The 25605-nt window shown below is 69.9% G+C and carries 22 protein-coding genes and 5 pseudogenes; 8 read left to right on the top strand and 19 right to left on the bottom strand.

Annotated features, from left to right (window positions below):
* Nucleotides 1–72: 72 nt before the first annotated feature.
* The 4 genes from ACFY1J_RS09775 to ACFY1J_RS09760 are packed head-to-tail and all read left to right on the top strand — an operon-like array spanning nucleotide 73 to nucleotide 4455.
* The gene (locus tag ACFY1J_RS09775; protein ID WP_390711357.1) at nucleotides 73–1041 is read left to right on the top strand and encodes a hypothetical protein; all 969 of its coding nucleotides are present in this window, start codon (nucleotides 73–75) and stop codon (nucleotides 1039–1041) included.
* Nucleotides 1038–2288: a sensor histidine kinase gene (locus ACFY1J_RS09770; protein ID WP_390731027.1), complete on the top strand. Its 1251-nt coding sequence runs from the start codon at nucleotides 1038–1040 to the stop codon at nucleotides 2286–2288. Before ACFY1J_RS09775 ends, ACFY1J_RS09770 begins: the two co-directional genes overlap by 4 nt.
* A complete protein-coding gene (locus tag ACFY1J_RS09765) occupies nucleotides 2285–2947 on the top strand; it encodes a response regulator (RefSeq protein ID WP_390711358.1) in 663 nt (220 codons plus the stop codon). The genes ACFY1J_RS09770 and ACFY1J_RS09765 overlap by 4 nt, the downstream gene beginning before the upstream one ends.
* Nucleotides 2948–3000: 53 nt before the next feature.
* Entirely contained in the window at nucleotides 3001–4455 is a 1455-nt protein-coding gene (locus ACFY1J_RS09760; RefSeq protein ID WP_390711359.1) for a peptidoglycan D,D-transpeptidase FtsI family protein, read from the top strand.
* 94 nt (nucleotides 4456–4549) lie between these two features.
* On the opposite strand, the gene ACFY1J_RS09755 is transcribed toward ACFY1J_RS09760, so the two are convergent.
* The gene (locus ACFY1J_RS09755) at nucleotides 4550–6001 is read right to left on the bottom strand and encodes an NCS2 family permease (protein WP_390730983.1); all 1452 of its coding nucleotides are present in this window, start codon (nucleotides 5999–6001) and stop codon (nucleotides 4550–4552) included.
* 236 nt (nucleotides 6002–6237) lie between these two features.
* On the opposite strand from ACFY1J_RS09755, the gene ACFY1J_RS09750 reads away from it, so the two are divergent.
* From ACFY1J_RS09750 to ACFY1J_RS09740, 3 genes are all read left to right on the top strand, one after another.
* A complete protein-coding gene (locus ACFY1J_RS09750) occupies nucleotides 6238–6807 on the top strand; it encodes a SigE family RNA polymerase sigma factor (protein WP_390711361.1) in 570 nt (189 codons plus the stop codon).
* Entirely contained in the window at nucleotides 6804–7655 is an 852-nt protein-coding gene (locus ACFY1J_RS09745) for a hypothetical protein (protein WP_390711362.1), read from the top strand. The genes ACFY1J_RS09750 and ACFY1J_RS09745 overlap by 4 nt, the downstream gene beginning before the upstream one ends.
* Before the next feature lie 85 nt (nucleotides 7656–7740).
* Nucleotides 7741–8571 carry a pectate lyase gene (locus tag ACFY1J_RS09740; protein ID WP_390711363.1) on the top strand — a complete coding sequence of 277 codons (831 nt, stop codon included), beginning with the start codon at nucleotides 7741–7743 and terminating at the stop codon, nucleotides 8569–8571.
* Here ACFY1J_RS09740 and ACFY1J_RS09735 read toward each other — a convergent pair.
* The 3 genes and pseudogenes from ACFY1J_RS09735 to tnpA form a co-directional block, all read right to left on the bottom strand.
* The gene (locus ACFY1J_RS09735) at nucleotides 8548–9828 is read right to left on the bottom strand and encodes a right-handed parallel beta-helix repeat-containing protein (protein WP_390730982.1); all 1281 of its coding nucleotides are present in this window, start codon (nucleotides 9826–9828) and stop codon (nucleotides 8548–8550) included. The two genes, ACFY1J_RS09740 and ACFY1J_RS09735, sit on opposite strands and share 24 nt — an antisense overlap.
* A gap of 161 nt (nucleotides 9829–9989) precedes the next feature.
* The gene (locus ACFY1J_RS09730; protein WP_390711365.1) at nucleotides 9990–10787 is read right to left on the bottom strand and encodes an HAD family acid phosphatase; all 798 of its coding nucleotides are present in this window, start codon (nucleotides 10785–10787) and stop codon (nucleotides 9990–9992) included.
* A gap of 254 nt (nucleotides 10788–11041) precedes the next feature.
* Nucleotides 11042–11330, bottom strand: a pseudogene (tnpA, locus tag ACFY1J_RS09725) (IS200/IS605 family transposase); the annotation flags it as partial.
* On the opposite strand from tnpA, the pseudogene ACFY1J_RS09720 reads away from it, so the two are divergent.
* Nucleotides 11310–11504, top strand: a pseudogene (locus tag ACFY1J_RS09720) (zinc ribbon domain-containing protein); the annotation flags it as partial. The pseudogenes tnpA and ACFY1J_RS09720 overlap by 21 nt on opposite strands.
* An 83-nt stretch (nucleotides 11505–11587) precedes the next feature.
* On the opposite strand, the pseudogene ACFY1J_RS09715 reads toward ACFY1J_RS09720, so the two are convergent.
* The 15 genes and pseudogenes from ACFY1J_RS09715 to ACFY1J_RS09645 all read right to left on the bottom strand — a co-directional run.
* Nucleotides 11588–11746: pseudogene (locus tag ACFY1J_RS09715) on the bottom strand (pectate lyase); the annotation flags it as partial.
* Between the two features lie 26 nt (nucleotides 11747–11772).
* Complete coding sequence (locus ACFY1J_RS09710) at nucleotides 11773–12921, bottom strand: pectinesterase family protein (protein WP_390730981.1); 1149 nt, start codon at nucleotides 12919–12921, stop codon at nucleotides 11773–11775.
* Between the two features lie 32 nt (nucleotides 12922–12953).
* Nucleotides 12954–14267: a polysaccharide lyase family 1 protein gene (locus ACFY1J_RS09705; RefSeq protein ID WP_390711367.1), complete on the bottom strand. Its 1314-nt coding sequence runs from the start codon at nucleotides 14265–14267 to the stop codon at nucleotides 12954–12956.
* A gap of 16 nt (nucleotides 14268–14283) precedes the next feature.
* On the bottom strand, nucleotides 14284–15063 hold the full coding sequence (locus ACFY1J_RS09700; protein ID WP_390711368.1) for a rhamnogalacturonan acetylesterase: 780 nt from the start codon (nucleotides 15061–15063) through the stop codon (nucleotides 14284–14286).
* Between the two features lie 132 nt (nucleotides 15064–15195).
* Entirely contained in the window at nucleotides 15196–16530 is a 1335-nt protein-coding gene (locus tag ACFY1J_RS09695; protein ID WP_390711369.1) for an ABC transporter substrate-binding protein, read from the bottom strand.
* Between the two features lie 101 nt (nucleotides 16531–16631).
* Nucleotides 16632–16961, bottom strand: a pseudogene (locus tag ACFY1J_RS09690) (DUF6807 family protein); the annotation flags it as partial.
* A complete protein-coding gene (locus ACFY1J_RS09685) occupies nucleotides 16961–18106 on the bottom strand; it encodes a Gfo/Idh/MocA family protein (RefSeq protein ID WP_390730980.1) in 1146 nt (381 codons plus the stop codon). The pseudogene ACFY1J_RS09690 and the gene ACFY1J_RS09685, both read right to left, overlap by 1 nt.
* A 70-nt stretch (nucleotides 18107–18176) precedes the next feature.
* On the bottom strand, nucleotides 18177–19049 hold the full coding sequence (locus ACFY1J_RS09680; protein ID WP_390711425.1) for a carbohydrate ABC transporter permease: 873 nt from the start codon (nucleotides 19047–19049) through the stop codon (nucleotides 18177–18179).
* A gap of 8 nt (nucleotides 19050–19057) precedes the next feature.
* Nucleotides 19058–19993 (bottom strand): carbohydrate ABC transporter permease, encoded by a 936-nt coding sequence (locus tag ACFY1J_RS09675; protein ID WP_390711371.1) that lies wholly within the window; start codon nucleotides 19991–19993, stop codon nucleotides 19058–19060.
* Between the two features lie 111 nt (nucleotides 19994–20104).
* Nucleotides 20105–21847 (bottom strand): L-arabinonate dehydratase, encoded by a 1743-nt coding sequence (araD, locus tag ACFY1J_RS09670; RefSeq protein ID WP_390711372.1) that lies wholly within the window; start codon nucleotides 21845–21847, stop codon nucleotides 20105–20107.
* Nucleotides 21835–22746: a dihydrodipicolinate synthase family protein gene (locus ACFY1J_RS09665; RefSeq protein WP_390711373.1), complete on the bottom strand. Its 912-nt coding sequence runs from the start codon at nucleotides 22744–22746 to the stop codon at nucleotides 21835–21837. Before ACFY1J_RS09665 ends, araD begins: the two co-directional genes overlap by 13 nt.
* Nucleotides 22743–23411 carry a GntR family transcriptional regulator gene (locus ACFY1J_RS09660; protein WP_390711374.1) on the bottom strand — a complete coding sequence of 223 codons (669 nt, stop codon included), beginning with the start codon at nucleotides 23409–23411 and terminating at the stop codon, nucleotides 22743–22745. Before ACFY1J_RS09660 ends, ACFY1J_RS09665 begins: the two co-directional genes overlap by 4 nt.
* A 157-nt stretch (nucleotides 23412–23568) precedes the next feature.
* Nucleotides 23569–24313 (bottom strand): annotated as a pseudogene (locus ACFY1J_RS09655) (MBL fold metallo-hydrolase).
* 22 nt (nucleotides 24314–24335) lie between these two features.
* Nucleotides 24336–24797, bottom strand: a complete 462-nt coding sequence (locus tag ACFY1J_RS09650; protein WP_390711375.1) for a DUF6368 family protein — start codon at nucleotides 24795–24797, stop codon at nucleotides 24336–24338.
* Nucleotides 24798–24848: 51 nt separating this feature from the next.
* Nucleotides 24849–25436, bottom strand: coding sequence for a TIGR03086 family metal-binding protein (locus ACFY1J_RS09645; RefSeq protein ID WP_390711376.1), 588 nt, complete (start codon nucleotides 25434–25436; stop codon nucleotides 24849–24851).
* Nucleotides 25437–25605: the final 169 nt, after the last annotated feature.

Here is a 25605-nt window from a genome sequence, read left to right as displayed (position 1 = left end):
CCCCCGTGCGGCGGAGGTGGATCATCGTCGTGCAGGAGGTGGACCCGCCCGTCGGCGCGGGAGCGTTGAGGCATGAACCTCTCAACCGCGCCCGCCGTGGCCCGCGTTGCCACCGGCTCCCGGCGCAGCGCGCTGCGGCTCGTGGCCGTCGTCGCCTGTCTGCCGTATCTCTGCCTCAAGCTCGCCTGGATCGCCGGGAGTCACCTCGGCATCCCGGACGGGAGTCCGCTGCTGAAGCACCGGGTGACCATGGTGGTCGCCAACGGGCTCACCGTGCTGATGGACGCGGCGGTCATCGTGCTGGCGCTGTTGCTGACCCGGCCGTGGGGACGGCGGGTGCCCTCCTGGCTGCTCGCGGTGCCGATGTGGGTCGCCACGGGACTTCTCGCGCCGATCATGGTGGGATTTCCGCTGCAACTGGTCGTCCACGGGGGTACGGACACCGGTGACGACCGGCCGTTCCTCGACGGGTGGGTGTTCGGGGTCGTGTATGGGGGGTTCATCGTGCAGGGGATCGCGCTGGGGGCGCTCTTCGTCGGGTACGCCCGCGAGCGGTGGGGACACCTGTGGCAGGGGCGGGTGTGGGACCTGCCCGCGCAGAGCGCGTCGGCCGCGCAGCGGACGATCGCCGTGACGGCGGCCGTGCTCGCGCTGGTTCCGGGCACGCTCCGGCTGCTGTGGGCCTGTGGGGTCACGACCGGGCGGGACACGAGCGGCAGCCGGGCGATGGAGGTGGTGTACGTCGGCTTCCTGGCCGCCGCCGTCATCGGCGCCTGGCAGCTCGCCTTCCGGCGCGGCCGCCCGCTGCCGGTCGGCGTGCCGCTCGCCCTGGGCTGGGTCGGCTCCGGGGCGGTGGCCTGCTGGGGCGCGTGGCAGGCACTGGCCCCGCTCGCCGGGGTGAACGACAGCACCGACGGCCCGACAGCACTGCTGAACCTCGCCTACGCCGGCCAGGTGGCGACCGGCGTCCTCGTCGCGGTCCTCGGCGCCCGGTTCTTGGCCGAGCGGTCCGCGCGGGCCCCGAAGCGGCCCGCGTGGTGAGGAGGTTCGCCCGGCCGCTGTTCGGCCGTAGGGCGCGTCGCCGCTGGATCCATCTGATCCTGGGCGGCGCGCTCGCCATGCCGTACGTCTTCGTCGGCGAGGTGATCGTGGGGCCTGTCCTCGGCTCGAACCGCTTCTGGGGCGACCTGCCGGTCCAACTGGGCTCCTTCGCCGTGGGGTTGCCGATCGCCGCGGTCACCTCCCTGTTCCCGCTGACCCGCCCGCTGGAGGCGGGTGCCGCCCGCGCCCTGTGCGGTGTGGCCCCGGACGCGCTGGCCCACGGTCCCGCCCGGACCCGGGCCGCGAGGGGCCGGACGGCGGCCTGGTTCACGCTGCACCTGGGGTTCGGCGGGATCATCTCGGGGATGTCCCTCGCCGTGCCGCCGTTCGCGACGGTGCTGATCGCGCTGCCGCTCTTCTCGTGGCTGCGCGACACCCGGCTCGGCCTGCCCGAAGTCCTCGACCACACCTGGGCGCCGGCCCTCGCGCCGGTCGCCGGTGTCGCCATGCTGCTCGCGCTCGCCGGCTGCGCGGCCGGGTCCGGGGCGCTCCTCGCCCGCTGGGCACCCGCGCTGCTCGGGCCCACCCCCGAGGACCGGCTCGCGGCGGCCGAGGCGCGCGCCGCCGACCTCGCCGTGCGCAACCGGCTCGCCCGCGAGCTGCACGACTCCGTCGGCCACGCCCTGAGCGCCGTCACCCTGCAGGCGAGCGCGGCCCGCCGTGTCCTGGACACCGACCCGGAGTTCGTCCGCGAGGCCCTCGCCGCCATCGAGGACACCACCCGGCGCACGGTGGGCGAACTCGACGCGGTGCTCGGCGTGCTGCGGGACGGCGACGCGCCCGGCACGGCACCCGCGCCGACCCTCGCGGCCGACCTGGACGGGCTGCTGCGGCGCACCCGGGCGGGCGGGCAGAGGGTCGAGGCCGCCGTCACGGCCGACCCGGCGACGCTGCCGCCGCCGCTCTCCCGCGAGGCCTACCGCATCGTGCAGGAAGGCCTGAGCAACGTCCTCAAGCACGCGGGCGCCGAGGTCGCCGCCGCCCTGCGGATAGCGGACGCCGACGGGCACCTGGAGATCACCGTGGAGAACCCGCTGAACGGCCCCTGCCCCTCCCGGCCCGGCGGCGGCCACGGGCTGCGCGGCATCGCCGACCGCGTCCGCCTCCTGGGCGGCACGGTGACGGCCGGCCCGGCCGAGGGGATGTGGCGGCTGCACGTACGACTGCCGATGAAAGGACCCGTATGACCCAGGCCCCGACCGTCCGGATCGTCCTCGCCGACGACGAGCGCATGGTGCGCACGGCCCTGCGCGCCATTCTCTCCGCCGAGCCGGACCTGGAGGTCGTCGGCGAGGCGGCGACCGGCGCCGAGGCCGTGTCGGTCGTACGGGAGCTGAGGCCCGACGTGGTCCTGATGGACGTACGCATGCCGGAGACCGACGGGATCCGGGCCACCGAGCAGATCCTGGCCACGCTCGACGAGCCGCCCCGCATCGTCGTCGTGACCACCTTCGAGAACGACTCCTATGTGTACGACGCGCTGCGCGCCGGGGCCGCCGGGTTCCTGCTGAAGCGGGCCGAGGCCGACGCGCTGGTGCAGGCGGTGCGACTGGTCGCGCGCACCGACAGCCTGCTGTTCCCGTCGGCCGTGAGGACGCTGGCCGCCGAGTACGCGCGCGCCGTCCCGACGCCTCCGGCCTGGGTGGCCAGGCTCACGGGCCGGGAGAAGGAGGTGCTGCGGCAGCTGGCCGCCGGGCTCACCAACGCCGAGATCGCCCGGCGCATGGAGGTCGGCCCCGCCACCGTGAAGACACACGTCGCGGCGGTGCTGGCGAAGACCGGTACACGGGACCGGACACAGGCGGTGATCGCCGCGTACGAGGCGGGCTTTCTGAAACCCCGATGAGAAAAACGGGCGTACGGGAACGATTGCGGCCCTGTCGGTCGTCTTCTTCCGGGATGAACAAGACGATCAGGCGGGCGTCCGTCTTCGCTCTGCTGCTCGTGCTCGCTCTGCTGATCAGGGCGACCTGGGTGCAGTACTACGACGGCCAGGCCCTCGCGGACGACAAGGACAACCGGCGCAACGCGATCGAGACGTACGCGGAGCCGCTCGGGAACATCATCGTGGCCGGCGATTCCATCACAGGCTCGACGCGGACGAAGGGGGGCGACCTCGCGTACAAGCGGACGTACAAGAACGGCGCGTTGTACGCGGCGGTCACGGGCTACGCGTCCCAGGCCTATGCGCCGACCCAGCTGGAGGGCATCTACCAGGACCTGCTCAACGGCACGGACAACCGGCTGAAGAACATCATGGACACGGTCACCGGCAAGCGCGCCGATCCGGGCAACGTGGTCACGACGATCGATCCCGATGTGCAGAAGGCGGCCTACCGCGCCCTGGGCGGCAACAAGGGCGCGGCCCTCGCGATGGACCCGAAGACCGGGAAGATCCTCGCGGTGGTGTCGACCCCGTCGTACGACCCCACGACGCTCACCGACGCCAACACCGCGGGGACCGCCTGGAAGCGGCTGGGCGCCGACTCGGACAAGCCGCTGACCAACCGCGCGCTGCGCCAGCCGCTGCCGCCTGGCTCGACGTTCAAGCTGGTCGTCGCGGCGGCCGCGCTGGAGGACGGGCTGTACAAGAACGTGGACGAACACACGGACAGCCCCGACCCGTACACGCTGCCCGGCACCACCAGGGTCCTCGCCAACGAGAACAAGTCGGCGCCCTGTGAGAACGCCTCGATCCGGGTCGCCCTGCGCTACTCCTGCAACAACGTCTTCGGCAAGCTGGCCGTCGACCTCGGCCAGGACAAGGTGAGGGCGATGGCCGAGAAGTTCGGCTTCAACGACGACAAGCAGGATGTGCCGGTGCGCGCCTACGCGAGCGTGTACCCGTCGAAGATGGACAAGGCGCAGACGGCCCTGTCGGGCATCGGCCAGTTCGACGTGACGGCGACCCCGCTCCAGATGGCCATGGTGTCGGCGGCCATAGCCAACGACGGCAAGCTGGTCTCGCCGCACATGGTTTCGCAGATCACGGACAGCGGTGGCGATGTGCTGCAGAACTACGACGACAACACGGACACCAAGGAGATCGTGAGCTCCTCCACCGCCGAGCAGTTGCAGTCGGCGATGGAGACGGTCGTCAAGGACGGCACGGGTACGAACGCGCTGATCGACGGCGTGACCGTGGGCGGCAAGACGGGTACGGCCCAGCACGGCGAGAACAACAGCAAGACGCCGTATGCCTGGTTCACCTCGTACGGCAAGTCCGACAGCAGCGGCAAGGAGGTCGCGGTCGCGGTGATGGTGGAGCAGTCGGACGCGGCAAGGTCGGAAGTGAGCGGCAACGGCTTGGCGGCCCCGGTGGCCAAGGCGATGATGCAAGCGGCGTTGAGCTAAGCGCCCGAAGGGGCGCGGGGCTGTATCCATATGCGGCTCCGCCGCGTGGGCGCGACCAGCCACAACCGATCCGCAGCCGATCGCGCAGCGACCGTCACTTCACACCCAGAACCTGCTCCACCGGATCAATCGCGAAGTAGACAAGGAACAGCACCGAAACCCCCCACAGCAGCCAGTTGACCTCCCTGGCCTTCCCCAGCACCGTCTTGATGACGACGTACGACAAGAACCCCGCCCCGATGCCATCGGTGATCGAGTAGGTGAACGGCATCGCGGCGATCGTCAGAAACGCCGGGATGGCGATCTCGTACCGGTCCCAGTCGATGTGCTTGACGTGGGTCATCATCAGGAAGCCCACCGCGATCAGCGCGGGCGCCGCCGCCTGCAGCGGGACGATGGTCAGCAGCGGGGTGAGGAACAGCGCGAGACCGAAGAGCCCGCCGGTGACCAGGTTGGCGAGACCGGTTCGGGCACCCTCGCCGACACCGGCCGCGGACTCGATGTAGGCGGTGTTGGAGGAGGCCGAGCCGACACCGCCCGCGACGGCTGCGGCGCCGTCGATGAACAGGACCCGGCCGATGCCCGGCACCTGCCCCTTCTCGTCGAGCAGCCCGGCCTCGGCGCTGATGCCGACGATGGTGCCCATGGCGTCGAAGAAGTCCGACAGGACCAGGGTGAAGACCAGCAGGACCGCGGTGAGCACCCCGGCCTCGGCGAAGCCGCCGAACAGGCTGAAGTGACCGACAAGTCCGAAGTCCGGGGTCGCGACGATCTTGTCGGGCACCTTCGGGGTGGTCAGACCCCAGCTCTTGACGTCGGCGACGGCGTTGATGACGATCGCGACGACGGTCATGGTCACGATGCTGATGAGGATCGCGCCCTTCACCTTCCGCGCGACCAGCGCGATGGTCAGCAGCACACCGAGACAGAAGACCAGTACGGGCCAGCCGGTGAGCCGGCCGACGGCGCCCAGCTGTACCGGCACAGTGGTGTGCGCGGCGTCCGGGATGCGGCTGACGAACCCGGCGTCGACGAAGCCGATGAACGCGATGAACAGGCCGATGCCGACGCCGATGGCCTGCTTGAGCTGGTGCGGGATGGCGTTCATGATCGCTTCCCGGAGTCCGGTGAGGACCAGGACGCAGATCAGGATGCCCTCCAGGACGACCAGGCCCATGGCGTCGGCCCAGCTCATCAGCGGGGCCAACTGGAAGGCCACGACGGCGTTGAGACCGAGGCCGGCGGCGATGGCGAGCGGGAGGTTGCCGCCGACGCCCATGATGATCGTCATCACACAGGCCACCAGCGCGGTGGCGGTGACCAGTTGGCCGGTGTCGAGCTGGTGGCCGAACTTGTCCTTGGCACTGCCCAGGATGATCGGGTTCAGGACAAGGATGTAGGCCATCGTGAAGAACGTGGCGAAGCCGCCGCGTATCTCCCGGCCGAGGCCGGACCCCCGCTCGGAGATCTTGAAGTACCGGTCGACGCTGTTCACCGCGGGCGGCGCGGCACTTGGCCGGTCGGCTGCCTTCTGGATCTCGGACATGGTCGTCCTCCTCGTTGTCTGAGTGATCGTGCGTGGATGCTGGCTGGATTGTTCCCACGTTGAACCGGTTTCAGGTTTTCTCCGTGTTACGGAATCGGGTTCGGCCTGCCATACCGTGTCCGAACCCCCGTACGAAGCAGGCAAAAAGATCACTGCTACGCTCCGAATCCTGTCCGGCACTTCTCCGGATGCTCGCATGTCATTCGCATGACACCCACAGACAGAAGAGGTCACCCGTGGGCACAGTCGTCGACGACGCCGCCTCGGTGGAGTTCCACGCCTTCTTCGAACGCCACTACGCCGAACTGTCCCGCCTCGCCCACCTCCTGACCGGCGAGGCGGACGCCGCGGACGACCTCGCGGCGGACGCGCTGCTCGCGCTGTGGCACCGCTGGGACCGGGTGCGCGCGGCCGACCACCCGGTGGCGTACGCGCGCGGCGTCGTCGCCAATCTGGCCCGCACCCGCATCCGCAGCGCGGTCCGCGAGCGCCGCCGGATCGCCCTGTTCTGGTCGCACCGCGAGGAGAAGACCGAGAACCCCGATGTGGCGGGCGTGGTGGATGTGCAGTCGGCGCTGCGCCGGCTGCCCTTCCGCAAACGCGCATGTGTGGTGCTTCGACATGCGTTCGACCTGTCGGAAAGGGACACCGCCCTCGCCCTGGGGATCTCGGTGGGTACGGTTAAGAGCCAGACGTCCAAGGGCATGGCCGAACTGCAGGAGCTGCTCGGCGCCCAGGGTGTTCCGCAGAAGGTGCACGCGGCGGTGGCGGCGCGTGGCGGCGAGAGCGGAGGAAGGAACCGATGAGGCAGCAGGACGTGCACGACGAGCTGCGCGCCCGGCTGTACGAGGCGGCCGAGGCGCACGAACCCGACCGCGCGCGCATCCTCGCCCGCGTCGAGCGGGGCATGGCCGCCGAGGCCCGCCCCGACCACCGCGCCACGCGCCCGCCCGTGTTCGGCTGGGTGCGGGTGGTGAGTGCCACCGCCGCGGTCGCCGGTGTCCTCGCGATCGGCGGGTACGCGGTGGCGTCCGCGGTGAAGGAGAAGGCTCCGCCGCAGCAGACGGTCGCGGTGTCGCCGACGCCCACGCCGTCGCCGGACGCGACGATGCGGCCGCCGGTCCAACCGGCGGACCCGGCCCCCAGCTCCGGCGCCACCCACGATTCCCGCAGGCCGAGTTCCTCCCCCTCGCCGGCCCCGACGGCCTCCGGCTCCGCGCAGGCGCCCACCGCGCGGGGCGAGCAGGACGGTCCGCTGTGGTCGGACGGCTCGGTGGACCCGCACAGCAACGACTTCTGGGCGCAGAGCAATGTGACCCTGAAGGCCTCGGAGCAACTGACCTCGCTCACCGTGCGGCTGAAGGTCGCCCAGACCGGCGGGGTGTCCTCGGCCGGTGCCTGGCGTTCGCTGCCGGAGACCGACTTCACGCAGACGGTGACCGAGGAGGACGGCTTCCTGGTCTACACGTGGACGCTGAAGGAGGACCGCAAGGTCGCGGCGGGTCAGTGGGTGTTCGCCGGGCAGTACAACCATGAGCGCGGCGGCCGGGACGCCAAGGACGACCGCTACACCATCACGGGCGGCGCGGGCGGCAAGCAGTACGCGGTGACCGGGGACTTCGCGGCGCACGACACCGGCGCGGGCGACTCGTAAAAAAGATTCCGCGGACGCGGCAACCCATTCCCCACCGGCGGCGACCGGGAAGCGCAAGGTTCCTCTCCCCACGCAAGGAATGGGCATGACTGCACGAGCTGAACAGCGCGTCCGCCACCGCCGCCGGGTCACGAAGCGGCGGGCGCTGATCGCCGGCTCCGCCGCCCTCGGCATCACCGGCGCCGCGATCGTCACCACGACGATGCTGACCTCCGCGGGCGCCGCGACCTCCTGGCCGACCGCCAAGGGCAGCAAGGCCGTGTCGAAGACGATCGAGGTGTCGGGCACCTACGACGGCAAGCTCACCAAGTTCTTCGGGTCCGGCGCCCTGGGCACCGACAGCCAGGACGAGAACCAGGGCCCGATCTTCGAGCTCGCCGACGGCGCGACCCTGAAGAACGTCATCATCGGCACCCCGGCCGCGGACGGCGTGCACTGCCTGGGCAGTTGCACACTGCGGAACGTGTGGTGGCTGGACGTCGGCGAGGACGCCGCGACCTTCAAGGGCACGTCCGCCTCGGCCGTGTACACGGTCTACGGGGGTGGCGCGAAGAACGCCGACGACAAGGTGCTGCAGTTCAACGGCGCGGGCAAGCTGGTGGTCAGCAAGTTCCAGGTGGAGAACTCCGGCAAGCTGGTGCGCTCCTGCGGCAACTGCAAGAAGCAGTTCAAGCGGACGATCATCATCAATGACGTGGATGTCACCGCGCCGCTCAAGGCCGTCGTCGGTGTCAACTCCAACTTCGGGGACACCGCGGCGCTGCGCAAGATCCGCATCCACGGCGACACCAAGAAGAAGATCAAGACCTGTGTCCGCTTCAAGGGCAACAACACCGGCAAGGAACCGACGGAACTGGGCACCGGCCCCGACGGAACCTCCTGCCTCTTCTCCTCATCTGACATCACGTACGGGTGAGCGACCCACCTCGATCCGCCGGCCTGGCCCCCCTCGGCCGGCATGAGAACGCCCCCGCCGGTGACGACCGGCGGGGGCGTTCGCCTGTGCCTGGCTCAGCTCCTGGTTCATCGTGGCGCCGATGGCCGTGCCGCCCGTGGTCAGGAACGTGGTCGTGGGCAGTGAGCCGTTCGACGCGCGGGATCCGTACGCCGTCGTCGCGTCCGTCGACTTGAAGGGCGGGGTGGCAACGCCGCTGTCCCAGTTGTTGGCGGCGGACACGGTGCGGGAGCCCAGTTTGGCCAGGCCCCCCTTGTTGCCGACCGCCAGATTGCGGGCGAGGCGTGCCTTGCCGGTGGCGAAGTAGAAGCCCGCCTCGGTGTTGGCGTACGCGGTGTTGCGGTTCAGCACGATCGCACCGGTGTTGGAGTTCTCGGTGAAGCCGTTGAGGGTGTTGTCCCAGGCCGCGTTGTCGTTGACGACATGCGCGACCGCGACTCCCCCGCCGCCCAGCTTGAAGCCGTTGCCGTTGCCCTCGAAAGCCGAGTCGTGCCAGCGGTTCTTGCCGTTGCCGAAGGCCCAGGAGTGCTCGATGGTGACCGGCGAGGAGAACTGCCAGAGGTCGAGTCCGTCGTCCGAATTGTTGTAGAGGCGGGCGCCGGTGACCTTGTTGCCGCTGCCGGAGCCGAACTTGATGGCGATGCCGTCCGCGTTCCGGCCGTGGCCGGACGCGTCGTAGTTGCCGTAACTGTCCAGGTCCTGGACGAGGTTGCCGACCGTGTCGTCTCCGCGCAGGGTGAAGCCGGAGTCGCCGTTGTCCGCCGTGACCAGGTTCTTGAAGACACCGCCGGTGGAGGAGGTGACGACGAAGCCCTGGGCCGGGGAGTTCTGGAAGGTGAGGTTCTGCACGGTCCAGTAGCTGCCGTGGATCCCGGCGAGCCAGGAGCCGGCGGGCAGCTTGGACCCGTCGATCTTCACCTTCTCCGCGCCGTAGGACTGGAGCGTGATCCGGTTGGAACTCGTCCCGTCGGCCGTGGACTTGAGGGTGGCCATCGGATAGTACGTGCCGCCGCGCACCTGGATGACGCTGCCCGCGGCGGCGTTCTTCACGGCCGACTCCAGCTGGGCCGTGCTCGACACGGTGACCGTCGTCGTGGCGGCCTGGGCCCCGCTGTTGGACAGCCCGAGCCAGACGCCGCCGGCCCCGGCGCAGGCGGCCACCGCGGCGGCGATCGAGAGGGTGCGCGTCCTGCGGTGGCGTCCGCTGCTCTGACGCACTGACCGCTCCTTTCCCAGGGGGATGGGACGCAGTCGAGTCGCCGCCGTGGCCAAAAGAGGTTGCCGCGCCCGCAGGAAAGGAAACGCAACGGGATCGTCCCCTGCCCGGTCGATGGACCGGGCAGGGGACGATCCCGTCCAAGCGTTGGGCCCGTACCGGACTAGCTCACGAAGTACGTCGGGTTCGGGAGCTTGTACGTCCGGTCGGCGTAGCCGCCGTCGAGGTCCGAGTACTGGTCGCCGAAGTTGGCGATGATGTCGTACCCGAGGTCGTCCTCGATGTGCTCGCGGGTGCCGCCCTTGTACTGCACGGTCGTGCAGTTCCAGGCGCCCGGGGTGGCGCAGTCCTTCAGGTAGGCCGGGGGGTTGGCCTTGTCCTTGAGGAACATGTGGTCGGCGTCGAGGTTCACATCGGCGCCGATCTTCTTCAGGTTCTCGACCGCGGCGGTGCGCTGCGCCTCGCTCAGGCCCGAGTTGTAGAAGACCTCGACGCCCTTGGACTCGGCGTACTGGACCAGCTCGGGGCTGCCGAAGACGGCCGGGCGGTCGGCCTTGTTCACATAGTCCGCCCAAGTGGTGCCGTTGTAGGTGTAGTTGTAGCGCTTCTCGTAGTCGAGGCTGAGCAGCAGCGTGTCGTCGATGTCGAAGACGACCGCGGGCTTCTCGCCCCGGTGGTGGGCCTTGTGCGCGGCCCGGTCGATGTAGCGCTCGGCGGCGGCGTCGATGCGCGCCAGGTCCTTGGCGTACGGGCTGTCCGGGGACGCCTGGTACACGCCGTTGCTGTCGGCGGTGGTGCCGTAGTACGTGTCGATGTCCTTCACCAGGAGCCCGATGTTGTAGGGCTCGTGGGTGGAGTTGGCCGTCGACTGGTGTGCGGTGGCCGCGCCGGCCCCGTAGAGGGCGCCACCGGCGACGGCACAGGCGGCGGCGACGGCCGCGAGACGCAGTGATTTATGCATGACAAGAGTTCTACGCGCGTCACCAGGGTGAGCGCGAGGCCCGTTGCCTGATCGATATCTATCCCACAGGTGACACCGGCCTCACATCACCCTTCCGGCTCAGTTCATGGTCGCCCCGATGGTCGTACTGCCCGTCGTCAGGAACGTCGTCGAGGGCAGTGAGCCGTCCGGCTTAGCGGTGATCTTGCGTGAAAGCCCCGGCGTTCACGCCGGGGACGAAACATCTCAAGGCTGCTCTGACATGCGCCTTGGAGCGGATGTTCTTGCTGCTCGATGTACCGGCGGACGGTCGCCAACGGTGCTCCGCCGCACGATGCGGAGAATACGACGGTGACCACAAGTGCCCGTGCATGATGGCGTGGTTGATCCGGCCGGTGAACTCCTGCCGTATCCGGCGGGCGGAGACGCCCTTGAGGCTGTTGACCGGCTTCGAGACGGCGACCTTGGGCGGGTAGTGCACCAGAAGGCGGACGTGATCGCGTTCGCCGTTGAACTCCTTCACTTCGCTTCGAAGTCCTTGCAGACCTTGCGCATGATGGCCTCGGGCGCACCCGGCTCGCCAAGTCCGTGCACGACGCGGGATGGTCCGCGTTCGTCGGCATACTGGAGTACAAGGCGGTCAAGCACGGCCGCACCTTCGCCAGGGTGGACCGGGCCTTCCCGTCCTCGCAGGTCTGCTCGGCCTGCGGATTCCGGGACGGACCCAAGCCTTTGCACAGCGCGTAGAAGCAGGAAGCCCCCGGAAGGGTCGGACGACCCAGGCCGGAATCCCTGGACTATAGGCCAAGGAGCACGTCAAGGGAGTTGTACGTCGTGGACGCGTCCGTGGAGACGAAGGACGGAATGGAGATGCCGGAGTCCCAGTTGTTGCCGACGGAGGCCACCGAGGAGCCCTTGCTGGCCCGGCCGCTGCCGTTGCTCACCGCGAGGTTCTTGCCGAGACGGGCGGCGCCGGCGGCGAGGAGGGTGCGTCTGCGCATCGTCGTCAGCACTCCTTCCACGGGGTCCAGTCGCCGAGATACCTCTCGCGGGTCGCCGAGCCGGCCTGTTCGTCGGTGAGCTGGGGCCGGTTCTCCGGGACGGTGATCCCGGCACCCGGGCCCGTGTTGCGGTACTCGGCGAACTGCTGGCTCTGCCACGGATAGGCGGCCGACATGTCGGTGTAGGGCGCGACCGCGTCGATGCCGGGGCCGAGCCGGGTGTCCCGGACGGTGAGCATCGGACGGGCGGTGGGGTCGGAGCCGGGGACCCAGGGGCGGGCCAGCTTGTAGAAGGCGTCCGGGGCCTCGCTGCTGACACGGCTGCGGGTGACCAGGTAGCCGCGCGGGTTGGCGACCGCCGTGGAGGGCGCGAAGACGAAGCCGTACGGCGCGGCGGTCAGGTCGGTGCGGTTCAGGGTGCGGAAGTGGCACCGCTCGTAGACCGCCGTGGCCCGGCCGAAGACGAAGTCGACATCGCCCTCGACGTAACAGTCGCGGTAGTACTGGCGGGCGAAGACGCCGAGCGCGATCGAGTCGGCGTAGAGGGTGTCCTGGTGGCCGAGGAACCGGCAGTGCGTGAACGCGCTCCGGTCGCCCTGCACCTTGACGGCCACGGCCTGGGTGCCCGTGATCTCCGGGTGGTCGGCGCGCAGCCAGTCGTTGGCGAAGGTGATCCAGCGGGCGGTGAAGCCGTCCGCCTGCACAGTGGTGGTGGCCGATCCGGTGGTGCCGTAGGTGCCGCCGCCGGGCTTGGGGGTGCCGGCCGCGTTGTCGTACACGATCACGACGTCCCGGGGGTCCTCCGAGGCGCCGATCCAGGTCGTCTCCGTGCGGCCGGCGTCGACGACGACCGTCTCCCGGTAGGTGCCCGGTGCGATGACCAGCGTCCGGCCGCTCCCTCCCCCGGTGCTCAACGCCTGGGAGGTGCCCCCAGCGGCGGTCACCGCGGCCTGGACGGAGGTGTGGTCGCCCCGGCCGTGCGGGTCGACGTACAAGGTGGCGGGGGTGAGACGGCGGGCCGGTGAGCCGTACCGCCCGAACGGGCGCGGCCCGCCGTCGGCCCGCGCGGGAGCCGCCGGCAGCAGGCCCAGCGCGGCGCCCGCCACGAGGAAACCGCGTCTGGACAGGGAGGTTCGAGGATGGTGCGAGGGCATGAGCGTGCTCCTTCGCGGTGCAGGGCGGCGGATCAGCGCAGGTGACCGGCGCCGGCGCAGTGGTCGACGATGCCGGGCAGGGCCTTCGCCGGATCGACCTTGGTCCGCAGGGTCGGCGTCCAGCCCGCGCCCGACTGGAGGATCTCGCCCGGCACTTCGGCGTTGTGGACGGCGATGAGATCGGTCGGGGTGCCGTTGACGTAGTTGTCGTCGGCGGTCAGCGGCGCCTCCTTCCACTTCTTCAGGATCGAACCGGCCTTGACCCCGGCGGCCAGCGTGAACGCGTTGTGCTCGGCGACGAGCTGTGACTCCATCCCGATGCCGTAGCTGTAGGAGAAGCCGTCCTCGGCCACGAAGTGGTTGTTGTACGAGTCGACCTGCCCGAAGCGGACGCGCGGGGCGCGCTCGACCAGGTTCGAGAACAGGTTGTGGTGGAAGGTGACGTTGAGGTGCCCCCGGTCGACGGCGGCCGTGGCGGCGCTGTCGCTGTTGCCGATCAGGATCGTCTTGTCGTGGTCCTCGAAGACGTTCCAGGAGGCGGTCACGTAGTCGGCGCCCTTGACGATGTCCAGTTCGCCGTCGTGCTGCTCGTAGATGCGGCCGAAGTAGGACGGCAGCGTGCTGTCCGGGTGGTCCCCGTCGGTGAAGGTGTCGTGGTCCATCCACACATGCGTGGAGCCGTAGATCACCGCGCTGTCGTACTCGGAGTTCCAGTTGCCGTCGGTGGTGTCGGTCGGGTCCCACTGGGGGAAGCAGTCGAGCGGGCTCTCGAAGCCCAGGTTGCGGACGATGACGTTGTCGACGCCCTTGATCTGGAGGCTCGCGCCCTTGAACCCGGCGTTGCTGCCGATGCCCACGATGGTGGTGTCGGCCGGGACGTTCGCCTTGATGTAGGCGTCCTGCTTGGCGGCGGAGGCGCGGCGCAGGCCCTCGGGGCTGTCGTCGGGTTCGGCGTCCAGGTTGGTGGAGCGGCCCCAGTTCTCCGGGGAGTACTTGGCGAGGTAGGTATCGAAGTCGTAGCCCGGCGCCTCGAACGAGGGACAGCTGGGCCCGTCGGCGTCGATCGTCCCCTTCACCTTGATGATCCTGGGCGCGCTGCCGCCGTCGGCCAGGGCGGCCTTGAACTCTTCCCAGGTGGTGACGGTGTGGACATGGGCGGAGTCGGCGGCGGCGCCTCCCGTGGTGCCGGTGCCGTACGCGCCCCATCCGTCGTTCGCGGCCAGTACCTGATGAGCGAGGTCCGGATGCCGGGACTGCGCGGAGGCGGTGCCCGTGACGGCGAGCACGAGGGTCGTGCAGCCGGCAAGAGCTGTTATGACACGTCCATGACATATCCGTGTGCGCACTGTGCGGTCTCCTCGGTTACGAATCCGATGCGGGTGGCCAGTTGATCCAAGAGACGGGAATCTCGTCGTGCCGCCGAACGACGTCGCGGGGCGCGAGCACCCGCGTCCGCAGCGACTCCCGCGCGACGAGCCGCGCCACGGCGATGGCTCCCGGCGGATTGAAGTGCGTGTTGTCCTGCTCGGTGTCGGTCCAGTTGAAGTAGGTCTTCGTCGCCTCGACCCCGAGCCGCTGCCAGAGCGCGAGCGACAACGCCTCGATGTCGAGCAGCGGCACGCGCTCCTCCCGCGCGAGCGCGCGCATCGCCGCCGGATAGTCGCCATGGGTCGGCACGGCGTTGCCGTCGGCGTCGAACTTGCGGCGCTCGACCGGGGTGACGAGAACGGGCCGGGCGCCGTGCGCACGGGCGCCGTCGATGTAGATCCGCAGGTAGTCCTGGTACGTGGTCCAGGGCTCGGTGTAGCGGGTGGGGTCGGCGGACTTCTCGTCGTTGTGCGCGAACTGGACCAGAAGAAGATCACCGGCCCGGATCTCGGCGAGGATCGCGTCGAGCCGGCCCTCGTCGACGAAGCTCTTCGAACTCCGCCCGTTCACAGCGCGGTTGGCGACCACCCATCCGTTCCGGAGAAAGAACGGAAACGCCATTCCCCACCCGGTCTCGGGAGCGGCATCGGCGTATTTCTGGGCGGCGGTGGAATCACCCGCGAGATGGACGGTGCGATGCCGCTCGGGAGAACGACCGGCAAGGGGAATCGCGGCCAGAGCCGCGGAAGTCACCTGTCTGCGCGTAAGGGACACAACGGGTGCCTTTCAAACAGGGGTTGGGATACTCGGGGGCGCGAGGCTGTATCTTCTTGCGGCTCCGCCGCGTGGGCGCGACCGGCCACAAACCGGCCCGCAGTCACCCCACAACCGAAACCACCCGAGCTCTCAGTGGTTCTTCTTCCAGTCGACCTGCGCCGCATTGAGCTGATCGGCAAGCGTGTCCAGGAATTCCTTCGCGCTCATCTTCCCGAGCAGCACCTTCTGGAAGTTCGGCTCGTTGTCCGCCTTGGAAACGGTGTTCCAGTCGGGCAGGTAGTAAGGCAGCTGCACGATCTTCGTGCCGGCCCCGTTCAGCGCCTCGGCGGCAAGTCGCGTCGGCTCCGATTGCTGAACCCACGCGTCCTGCGCCGCCTCCGTGTTGGCCGGCACCTGCCCCGCCGTCTCGTTCCACTTGCTGTTGGACTCATGAGAGGCCGCGAACTCGATGAACTTCCAGGCGGCCGACTTGTTCTCGCTCGACTTGAACAGCCCCAGCCCGTCCACGGGATTGGACACCTGCACCCGGGTCCCGTCGTCCAGCGTCGGGTTCGGAAGGCCCTTGAACTTGCCGCTCAGCGCCTTCTCGTGGTCCGCATGGGAACCGAGGTTGTGGCTCAGCATCCCGATCGTGCCCGAGTCCCACTGGGCGACCATCTTGGTGAAGTCGTTGTTGACGTCGGCGGACGGGGTGTCCTTCTTGTACAGGCCGACGTACTTCTCCAGCGCGGCCACGTTCTTCGCGTCGTTGACCGTGGTCCTGTCGCCGTTCCAGAAGGACGTGATCCCGCTCTGCCCGTAGGTGGCGTCCAGGGCCTGGGCGATCGAGCCCTCACCGCCCCGGATGGTGTAGCCGAACTTGTTCTTGCCCTTGTCGGTGAGCTTGCCGGCGGCGGTGTAGAACTTCGTCCAGGTGGTCGGCGCCTCCAGCCCGGCGGCCGTGAACAGGTCGGTCCGGTACCACAGCGTGCCGTTGTTGGCCGAGGTCGGCACGGTGTACGTCTTCTCGTCGCCGCCGGCCGCCTTCACGCTCTCCAGGAACTTCGCGTTGAGCTTGCCGTTCAGCGGACTGGACGAGATCCGGCTGTCCAGCGGCTCCAGCGCGCCCTGCGCGGCGATCTCGGCGAGCATCGCGGTGCCGACGCCGCCGACGTCCGGCAGGCCGCCGCCCTGGATGGCGGTGTCGTACTTGGACTGGACGCTCGCGGCGGGCACGCCCACGTACTTGACCTTGATGTCCGGGTACTTCTTCTCGAAGTCGGCGATGATCTGCTTCCAGACGTCGGTCCTGACACCGCCGTTGTTGTCCCAGAAGGTGATCGTGCCCTTGCCGGAGCCCTCGTTCCCCTTGTCGCCCGCGCCGCCGCTGCCGTCGTCGCCGCAGGCGGTGGCGGTCAGCGCGAGCACGGAGCCCAGGGCGACGGCCGTGGCGGCGCGCCTGCTTCTGCGGATGCTGCTCTTCATCGGTCGGCTCTCTTCTTCCGGATCCAGCGGAGACATGGACGGCAAGCGCTTGCCAAGGGGGTGCGTCATTGCGGCTCCCAACAGGCGTACGGGTGGACTCAGGAGGTGTGACGCTGGGCGCCGTGGTTGTCGAGCTCGGTGGGGCCCTGGTCGCGGACGATGGGGGCACCTCCCTGCTCGAACGAAGTTGAGAGCTTGGGGGACCGCCCGCCCCAGAAGTTGTGCCCCTCGACGTCGGGAACGGCGACACCGACGCCGAGGTGGTGGGTGTGGTCGGCCGGGCCCACCTCGGTGACCGTGGTGCCGGACAGGGTGGTGACGGGGTGCAGATGGGGGCGCGGGGAGAGGCGGGCCGGGAGTTCGGGACGGGTGAGGTAGCGGCCGACCGGGCGGCCCGCGGCGCGCAGGACGAGGGTGTCGTCGGTCGTCATCAGGTGCTCCCCTGTTTCGGTGGCGCCCAGGGGGCGCCCAGCTCTGAGTAGAGGGCGAGGGTGTCGGCGGCGGCATCGACGAGTCCGTCGATGCCGGGCACCACCCGGCGGTTCTCACCGGGCAGGAGCTGCCAGGCGCCGGCGGGCAGCGCGACCGGGTCGTCGGCCAGCCGAATCGCTTCAACGACCTTCATGAAGGCGCCCGTCGCGTCGGGTTCGACCAGCAGCGGGGCGCCGATGGTGAGGTGGTCGACGAGGTTCCCCAGCAGATCCGTGCGGTCGTACTCGATCTCCTGCGGGCCGTGGCCCGCGCGTTGGAGCAGGATGCGGTCCTGCTTGTACCAGAAGGTGATCCGGCCCCGGTCGCCGTGCACCAGGACGTACGGCTCCCCGGGGTCCTCGGCGCACAGGGTCGCGGCGACGGTGACCGGGCCCTTCGCGGTGCTCACGCGGACGCAGGAGGTGTCGTCGGACTCGATGTCATTGGCGCGCAGCAGCTCGGTCTCGATGCCGGTGACGTCCTCGGCGCGGGTGGTGCCGAGAAGGGCGAGACCGGTGGCGACCGCATGGGCGAGGGGGTTGGTGAGCACGCCGTCGACCACGTCGACGCCGTTCAGCCGCCGCCTGCCCGCCCAGGGCGCCCGTCGGTAGTACGCCTCGTCGCGCGCCCAGGCCCCGCCGCCGCCGACGCCCGTGATCTGCCCGATCGCGCCCTCCTCGATCAGTTCCCTGATCGCGGGCACGGCGTGCGAGCCCAGCGACTGGAAGCCGATCTGGCAGACCACTGCGGCCTTGGCGACCCCGTCGGCCATACGGCGGAACTCGTCGTAGGAGGGCGCGGGCGGCTTCTCCAGCAGGATGTGGACGCCCCGGTCGGCCGCGGTGAGGGCCAGGTCGGTGTGGGTGGGGATGGGTGTGCAGATCACGGCGATCCGCGCGTCCGTGCGGTCGAGGAGTGCGCCGAAGTCGGCCGACTGGAGGGGGGCGCCCAGGCCCTCGGGGACCTCGTCCCCGGTCAGCGGGGTGAGTTCGCAGATCCCGGCGAGCCGGACGACGCCCTTGTCCTGGAGCCGGCGGATGTTGTCGAGGTGCCAGCGGCCGTGGCCGCGTGCGCCCGCCAGGACGATCGGGACGGGTGTGCTCACGGGATCCTCCCTGCGTTGTCGATCTTTCCCCGCAGGGTAAGCGGCCGGACGCGGGCGGCCCGATGGCGTCTCATCCCTTCACCGCCCCGGCGCTGAAGCCCGTGATCAGCCACTTCTGGATGAACGCGAACACGATCACCACGGGTACGGCGGCGATGATGCCGCCCGCGGCCAGCGCGCCCAGATCGACGCTGTCCGAGCTCATCAGGGTGTTGAGGCCGACCGGAATCGTCTGCTTGCTCTGGTCGGAGAGGAACATCAGAGCGAACAGGAAGTGGTTCCAGGCGTGCACGAAGGCGAAGGAGCCGACGGCGATCAACCCGGGCCGCAGCAGCGGGAGTACCACGATCCGGAAGGCGGTGAGACGGTTGCAGCCGTCGACCCAGGCGGCCTCTTCCAGGGAGTACGGGACGTTCCTGATGAAGCCGCTGATCAGGATCATCGACAGCGGCAGTTGGAAGACGGTCTCGGCCACGATGACACTGCCCAGTGAGTTGATCATCTGGAGCCTGGCGAAGATCTGGAAGAGCGGGACCAGCAGCAGCGCGCCCGGCACGAACTGGGAGCACAGCAGGACCAGCAGGAACGCGCGCTTGATCCGGAAGTCGAAGCGGGCCAGCGCGTAGCCGCCGGCGAGTGCGACGACCGTGGTCAGGAACAGGGTGGCGATGCCGACGTACACGCTGTTGGCGAAGTAGGTGCCGAAGCTGCGCTCGGTCCACACCTTCTGGAAGTGGTCGAGGGTGACCGGCCAGGGCACGAGCGAGGTGGAGCCGGCCGGGCGCAGGGCGAAGAGCAGGATCCAGTAGAAGGGGACCAGGGTGAAGAGGAGGTAGACCGACAGGGGAAGGTATATCTGCCGGCGTGGGACCTCGTCCCAGGAGCGGCGGCTGCGGCGCGGCCGTGCGGGCTCGGACACCGCGCGCTCGGGTGCGGGAGCGATCTCGGTGATCACTTGGTCTCGCCTCCGAACTTGCTCAGCCGCAGATGGACGATCGAGCAGAAGAGCAGGATCACGAACGCGACCGTGGTCAGGGCGGACGCGTAGCCGAAGTTGTGGGCGTCGACGCTGGTGTTGGCGATGTAGAGCGGGAGGGTGGTGGTCTCGCCCGCCGGGCCGCCGCCGGTGAGGGTGTAGAGCAGGTCGACGTTGTTGAACTCCCACACCGCGCGCAGCAGCGTGGACAGGACGATCGCGTCCTTCAGGTGCGGGAGCGTGATGTGCCAGAACTGCTTGAGCCGGCTCGCGCCGTCGACCTCGGCGGCCTCGTACAGGTCCTTCGAGACGGACTGCAGGTCGGCGAGGAGGAGGATCGCGAAGAAGGGGACGCCCCGCCACAGATCGGCGACCACCGCCGCCGGGAAGACGGTCGAGGTGTCCGACAGCCAACTCGTGCCGTACGAGCCGATGCCCACATCGGCGAGATAACGCGTGATGCCTGTCTGGGAGTTGTAGAGCAGCACCCAGATCGCGGAGGTCAGCACACCGGAGACGGCCCACGGCGAGAACACCAGGGCGCGGCCCAGCGCCCGGCCCGCGAAGGTCTGATTGACGATCAGCGCGAGGGCGAGCCCGAAGAGCAGCTGGAGGCCCACCTCCACGACCACCCACTTGGCGCTGAAGGTCAGCGTGTCCCAGAACTGGGGGTCGTCGGTGAAGGCGTGGACGAAGTTGTCGAAGCCCGCGTAGCCGTTCCGCCACGGCTTGGTGGGGTTGTAGTTCTGCAGGCTGTAGTAGAAGACGCTGATGACCGGATAGGCGATGAAGCCGAGCATCAGCAGGCCCGCCGGGGCGATCAGCAGGTACGGCAGCCTGCGCGGGGTCGCGGAGGCACGGCGCCGCCGGGGTGGCGCGGGCGGTTTCGCCACGGCTGCGGCTTGGGCCATGACTGTTCTCCGTTCGCAGTGGGGCGGGTACAGCAGGTGCAGCAGATACAGGAAGCGCTTGCTTCATACACATGAGTGAAGCGCTTCAACGATCGGTGTGCGGTGGTCCGGTCAGCCGGCGTACGGGTCCGGCACCTTGCCCGGCCGGGACAGGAACTCGAAGTCGCAGCCGGTGTCGGCCTGGGTGATCTGCTCGTTGTAGAGCGCGCCGTAGCCGCGCTCGTGACGGACGGGCGGCGGCGTCCAGTCGGCCCGCCTGCGCTCCAGCTCCTCGTCGTCCACGTGGAGTTGAAGCGTGCGCGCCTCGACGTCCAGGGTGATGGAGTCCCCGGTGCGCACCAGCGCCAGCGGTCCCCCGAGATACGACTCGGGCGCCACGTGCAGCACGCACGCGCCGTAACTCGTGCCGCTCATACGGGCGTCGGAGATCCGTACCATGTCCCGCACGCCCTGTCTGAGCAGGTGGTCGGGGAGGGGCAGCATGCCGTACTCGGGCATGCCGGGCCCGCCCTTGGGTCCGGCGTTGCGCAGGACGAGGACGCTGTCGGCGGTGATGCCGAGCGAGGGGTCGTTGATGGTGCGCTGCATCGTCCGGTAGTCGTCGAAGACGACGGCCGGACCGGTGTGCTTGAGCAGGTGCGGCTCGGCGGCGATGTGCTTGATGACCGCGCCGTCCGGGCAGAGGTTGCCGCGCAGCACGGCGACCCCGCCCTCGCTCGCGACCGGGTTGTCGCGGGTCCGGATGACGTCGTCGTCGTGCACCCGGGCGCCCGCGAGCTGCTCGCGCAGGGTGTCGTACGAGACCGTCGGCCGGTCGAGATGGAGCAGGTCCGGGATGCGGGAGAGGAACCCGGCGAGGCCGCCCGCGAAGTGGAAGTCCTCCATCAGATACCGCTGCCCACCGGGGCGGACGTTGGCGAGGACCGGGACCGTGCGGGCGATGCGGTCGAAGTCGTCGAGGGTGAGCCGCACTCCCGCCCGGCCCGCCATGGCGATCAGATGGATCACGGCGTTGGTCGAGCCGCCGAGCCCGAGGACGGTGGTGACCGCGTCCTCGAACGCCTCGCGGGTGAGGATGTGGGACAACGTCCGGTCCCGGTGGACCAGTTCGACGATGCGCAGGCCCGAGGCGGCGGCCATCCGGTCGTGCCCGGAGTCCACGGCCGGGATGCTGGACGCGCCCGGGACGGTCACACCGAGCGCCTCGGCGGCGGCGGTGAGCGTGGAGGCCGTACCCATGGTCATGCAGTGGCCGGGCGAGCGGGCCAGGCCGCTCTCCAGCTCGGCCATCTCGCAGTCGCCGATGAGGCCGGCGCGCTTGTCGTCCCAGTACTTCCACATGTCGGTGCCGGAGCCGAGGACCTCGCCCCGCCAGTGGCCCGGCAGCATCGGCCCGGCGGGCACGAAGACCGTGGGCAGGTCGACGCTCGCGGCGCCCATGAGCAGGGCGGGCGTGGACTTGTCGCAGCCGCCCATCAGGACGGCGCCGTCGACCGGGTAGGACCGCAGCAGTTCCTCGGTCTCCATCGAGAGCAGGTTGCGGTAGAGCATCGGGGTCGGCTTCTGGAAGGTCTCGCTGAGGGTGGAGACCGGGAATTCGAGCGGGAAGCCGCCGGCCTGCCACACCCCGCGCTTGACGGCCTGTGCCCGGTCCCTCAGGTGCACATGACAGGGGTTGATGTCCGACCAGGTGTTGAGGATCGCGATGACCGGCTTGCCCAGGTGCTCCTCGGGCAGATAGCCGAGCTGGCGGGTGCGGGCGCGGTGGCTGAAGGAGCGCAGCCCGTCGGTGCCGTACCACTGGTGGCTTCTGAGCTCTTCCGCTTTCTTGATGCGGTTGTTCATATCGACCATCCGGCGACGATGGCGGCGACCTCCGCGCACTCGTCCTCGGGCAGCTGCCTGCTGGGCGGGCGGACCTCGGGGCGGCACAGACCGAGGGAGGCGAGGGCCTCCTTGACGACGGTGACGTTGTCGGCGGAGCCGTTCGCGGCGCGCAGTTCCTCGAAGCGACGGATCTGCTCCCAGACCTTCATGGCGGCGGGGTAGTCGCCGGATCGAAGCGCTTCGATCATGTTCAGCGAAACGGCCGGGGCGACGTTCACGAGCCCGGAGGTGAAGCCGGTGGCCCCCGCGGAGAAGTACGAGGGGGCGTACGGCTCGGCGAGACCGGCCACCCAGACGAAGCGGTCGAGACCCGCGTCCCGGGAGAAGGCGGCGAAGCGGGCGGCGTCGGGGACCGCGTACTTGACGCCGATGACGTTGGGGCAGGCGTCCGCGAGTTCGGCGAGGCGGGCGCCGGGCAGCTGGGCGTTGCGGATGTAGGGGACGACGCCCAGTTCGGGGACGGCCTCGGCGATCGCGCGGTGGTAGTCGACCCAGCCGCTCTGCGCGACGTACGGGTGGACTGGCTGGTGGACCATCACCATCCCGGCGCCCCGCTCACGGGCGTGCCGGGCGGTCGCGACGGCGGTGGGCACGTCGTGGCCGACGCCGACGAGGACGGCGGCACGTTCGCCGACCTCGTCGAGGGTCAGCTCGGTGACGAGCCGGCGCTCCTTTGGGGTGAGGGCGTAGAACTCGCCGGTGTTGCCGTTGGGCGTGAGGGTGGTGACACCGCCGTCGAGCAGCCTGCGCAGCAGGGCCCGGTGGGCGTCCCGGTCGACGGTGCCGTCCTCGGCGAACGGGGTCACCGGGATCGCCACCACATCGGCCAGGGCCGCCCGCTGGGTCTCGAACGTCACGCCGCTCATTCCTGACCTTCCTGTGCCGGGGACTCGTCTGCGGCCTGCGGGAACGCCCGCCGGACGAACGACGCGATGTGGGCGTGCAGGGCGCCGGCCGCGCCGTCCGCGTCGCCCTCCAGGGCGAGCCGCAGGATCTCGCGGTGCTCGCCGGCCTCCCGTTCCCAGGAGGGGTCGGCGGCCCAGGCGACGGCGGAGACGAGGGCGGCCTGGTCGCGGACCTCGTCGAGCATCCGGCCGAGCAGCGGGTTGCCGCACGGCAGATAGAGGGCTCGGTGGAACTCCCGGTTGGCGAGGGAGCGTTCGGCGGTGTCCGTCGCCTCGTCGGCGCGGGTCAGCGCGTCACGGGCGGCGTCGAGGGAGGCGCCGAGCCGCACGGCCCGCTTCAGCGCCTCCGGTTCGAGCAGCAGCCGCACGTCGTAGACCTCGCGTGCCATGTCCGCGTCCACCATGCGCACCGTGACGCCCTTGTACTGGCTCATCACGACCAGTCCGGTCCCGGCCAAGGTCTTGAGCGCCTCGCGCACCGGGGTCTTGGACACCCCGAACTGTGCGGCGAGCTCGGTCTCGACCAGGGCCTGACCTGGCGTCAACTGCCCGGTGAGGATGCGGTGTTTGATCGCGTTCAGCACGAACTGCGTGCGGGACGGGATCGGCATGGGCACAGAGGTCATGCGCGCCTCTCGGGTCTCGCGTATGTGATCTCGCGTATGTGATCTCACGTATCGCGTCTCATATATGACGTACGAAGTACGACGCGTTGAAGGTAGGAGCGCCTCTGTGTTTCGTCAATGCTTCTGACAAAGGAAGTTGACGTGCCGTCGGGGAGCCTCAGACGATCCTGCTGTCGCCCTCGCGGGCGGTGTCCGTGGGCCGGCCGAAGGCCACCGCGGCGCGGGCGGTCGCCGACTCGCGGTTGAGGGTGGGCCCGACATGGGTGATGAGCAGCTCGCGCACATGGGCCTCGCGGGCGATACGGCCCGCGTCCTCCGGTGTCAGATGAATCCGTTCGCCTTCGCGATGCCCGTCGATGTCCGCCTCGCAGAGGAACAGGTCGGCGCGGGTGGCGAGTTCGACGAGCGCGGCACAGGGGCCGTCCGTAGGCCTCGGTGTCGTGGGCGACGGAGCGGGCGGTGAGGCGCAGATTCCAGTGCTGGGCGACATGGCCGTCGCACAGGGGCCGGAAGTCGAAGACACCGCTCAGGAAGTCCACATCCGGCTTGCCGAAGAAGCCCGCCGGCCGCCGGGCACAATCCCCCGGCGCGTACACCGGAACCGGCGCGGGCGGGGCCATGCCGCCGAACGCGAAGGCTCCCCCAAGCCCTCAACTTCGTTCGAGCAGGGAGGTACCCCCATCGGCGGCGAGCAGATCCGCACTGTGGTCCGCGTGCAGATGCGAGATCCAGATCGCCGTGAGCCGCGCGGGATCCGTGTGCCGCTGCAACTCGGCGAAGGTGCCGGGCCCGGCGGCCACCCACACCTCGGCGCCACCGCCCCGCAGCAGGTACCCGGAACACGGGCGCCCCGGCTGCGGGTACGGGGAGGCGGTGCCGAGGACGGTGAGCGTGAGGGGCATGCCCGGAGCGTAATGTCGCCGCCTACTTGATCAGACGAAATCCGGGCTGCCGCAGCCACGCGTCGAGGAATACGGCGTCCCCGACATGACGCAGCCCGCGTCCGCCGGCACCGGCACCGTACGCCACCTGGACGAGCAGCCCGGGCAGCGCGGGCGCGTCCAGCATCCCGTCGAAGTCGATCAGGGCGTCGAGGCGTCGGGCGAGCGCGAGCGCCAGGTGGCCCAGCATCCGGTGGTCCGCCGGACCGAGGGAGCCGGCGGCCAGGACCAGCCCCTGGACGGGCGGGCTCGGGGAGGCCGAATAGTCCTCGTCCGCCGCGGGGACGTGCTCGTCCACCGCCAAGAAGAAGGCACCGGTCCCCTCGGCATCGGCGCCCGGTCCGAGCGCCGACGGATCCTCGACCCGGAAGTCGACCTCACCGTCGTCCCGGACCGGCACCGGTGCGCAGAAGCTCTCCGGCCACGGAAGCAGACCGGCCACCACCTCCCGGTCCGCCTCGCCCCGGCTCCGTAACCGTTTCTCTTTCGTGCCGCCCTACGGCCGCCACCCCGGATCCCGCCCGCTCAGTCCCACTGCGCGGTCCAGCAGAGGGGCGTCGGCCGGGACGGGGACCACGGGGCCGAAGGCGCCGTTGCCGCGGTCGGGGTTGTCTGCCGCGGCGTGCAGGAAGCCGTGCGACGCCTGGAGGGCTGCGGGGTCGGGGGTGTACTGCTGGCCGGTCGCGCGGGCCAGGTCCCAGCCGTGGATCACCAGCTCGTCGGCGACGACCGCACCCGCGACCGCGCCGGGCAGGTCCACGCCGCCCGCGCGGGTCATACCGGTCCACGCGGCGGGCTCGCGCCAGGCCTCGGCGAGCTCGTCCAGGACCTTGGGCAGCTCCTCGCGCCAACCGGGGCCGACGTCCGGCTCGGCGGTGTTCGGGCTGGTGTCGGTGGTGGCACCCAGATCCTTGCGGGCGGCGTCGCGGAAGGCGACGGACAGCCCCATCAGGTGCCCCAGCATGTGGCGCACCGCGTAGTCCGGACACGGTGTCGCGGCCGAGAGCTGCTCGTCGGTGACACCCTCGGCGAGCCGCAGCAGCTCGCGCGTCTGCGGGCCGAGGTCGAGGATCGTGTCGGTCATCCGGTTGCTCCTTGGGTATTGCGCTGGACATCTCCGTACGGAAGGTGGACTGTCCGGGTTCCCGGAACTCATCGGTGGGCGCCCTCCTGGAGCGTGACCCGCATCCTGCGCAACCGCGACACGGCGCTCTGCCCGGCCGACGTCGCGCTGTCCGGCTCCGGCCGGGGTA

The organism is Streptomyces sp. NPDC001406, assembly GCF_042895285.1.
In the GTDB taxonomy this organism is placed as follows: domain Bacteria; phylum Actinomycetota; class Actinomycetes; order Streptomycetales; family Streptomycetaceae; genus Streptomyces.
The sequence above is the reverse complement of the archived record's forward strand: the minus strand, read 5'-3'. Positions and strand labels throughout refer to the sequence as shown.

Coding starts and splice junctions, on each gene's coding strand:
- ACFY1J_RS09745 (WP_390711362.1), top strand. CDS start 6,804: ATGAGGCAGCAGGACGTGCACGACGAGCTGCGCGCCCGGCTGTACGAG.
- ACFY1J_RS09760 (WP_390711359.1), top strand. CDS start 3,001: ATGAACAAGACGATCAGGCGGGCGTCCGTCTTCGCTCTGCTGCTCGTG.
- ACFY1J_RS09740 (WP_390711363.1), top strand. CDS start 7,741: ATGACTGCACGAGCTGAACAGCGCGTCCGCCACCGCCGCCGGGTCACG.
- ACFY1J_RS09675 (WP_390711371.1), bottom strand. CDS start 19,993: ATGGCCCAAGCCGCAGCCGTGGCGAAACCGCCCGCGCCACCCCGGCGG.
- ACFY1J_RS09765 (WP_390711358.1), top strand. CDS start 2,285: ATGACCCAGGCCCCGACCGTCCGGATCGTCCTCGCCGACGACGAGCGC.
- ACFY1J_RS09695 (WP_390711369.1), bottom strand. CDS start 16,530: ATGAAGAGCAGCATCCGCAGAAGCAGGCGCGCCGCCACGGCCGTCGCC.
- ACFY1J_RS09775 (WP_390711357.1), top strand. CDS start 73: ATGAACCTCTCAACCGCGCCCGCCGTGGCCCGCGTTGCCACCGGCTCC.
- ACFY1J_RS09730 (WP_390711365.1), bottom strand. CDS start 10,787: ATGCATAAATCACTGCGTCTCGCGGCCGTCGCCGCCGCCTGTGCCGTC.
- araD (WP_390711372.1), bottom strand. CDS start 21,847: ATGGTCGATATGAACAACCGCATCAAGAAAGCGGAAGAGCTCAGAAGC.
- ACFY1J_RS09710 (WP_390730981.1), bottom strand. CDS start 12,921: ATGCCCTCGCACCATCCTCGAACCTCCCTGTCCAGACGCGGTTTCCTC.
- ACFY1J_RS09660 (WP_390711374.1), bottom strand. CDS start 23,411: ATGACCTCTGTGCCCATGCCGATCCCGTCCCGCACGCAGTTCGTGCTG.
- ACFY1J_RS09665 (WP_390711373.1), bottom strand. CDS start 22,746: ATGAGCGGCGTGACGTTCGAGACCCAGCGGGCGGCCCTGGCCGATGTG.
- ACFY1J_RS09755 (WP_390730983.1), bottom strand. CDS start 6,001: ATGTCCGAGATCCAGAAGGCAGCCGACCGGCCAAGTGCCGCGCCGCCC.
- ACFY1J_RS09645 (WP_390711376.1), bottom strand. CDS start 25,436: ATGACCGACACGATCCTCGACCTCGGCCCGCAGACGCGCGAGCTGCTG.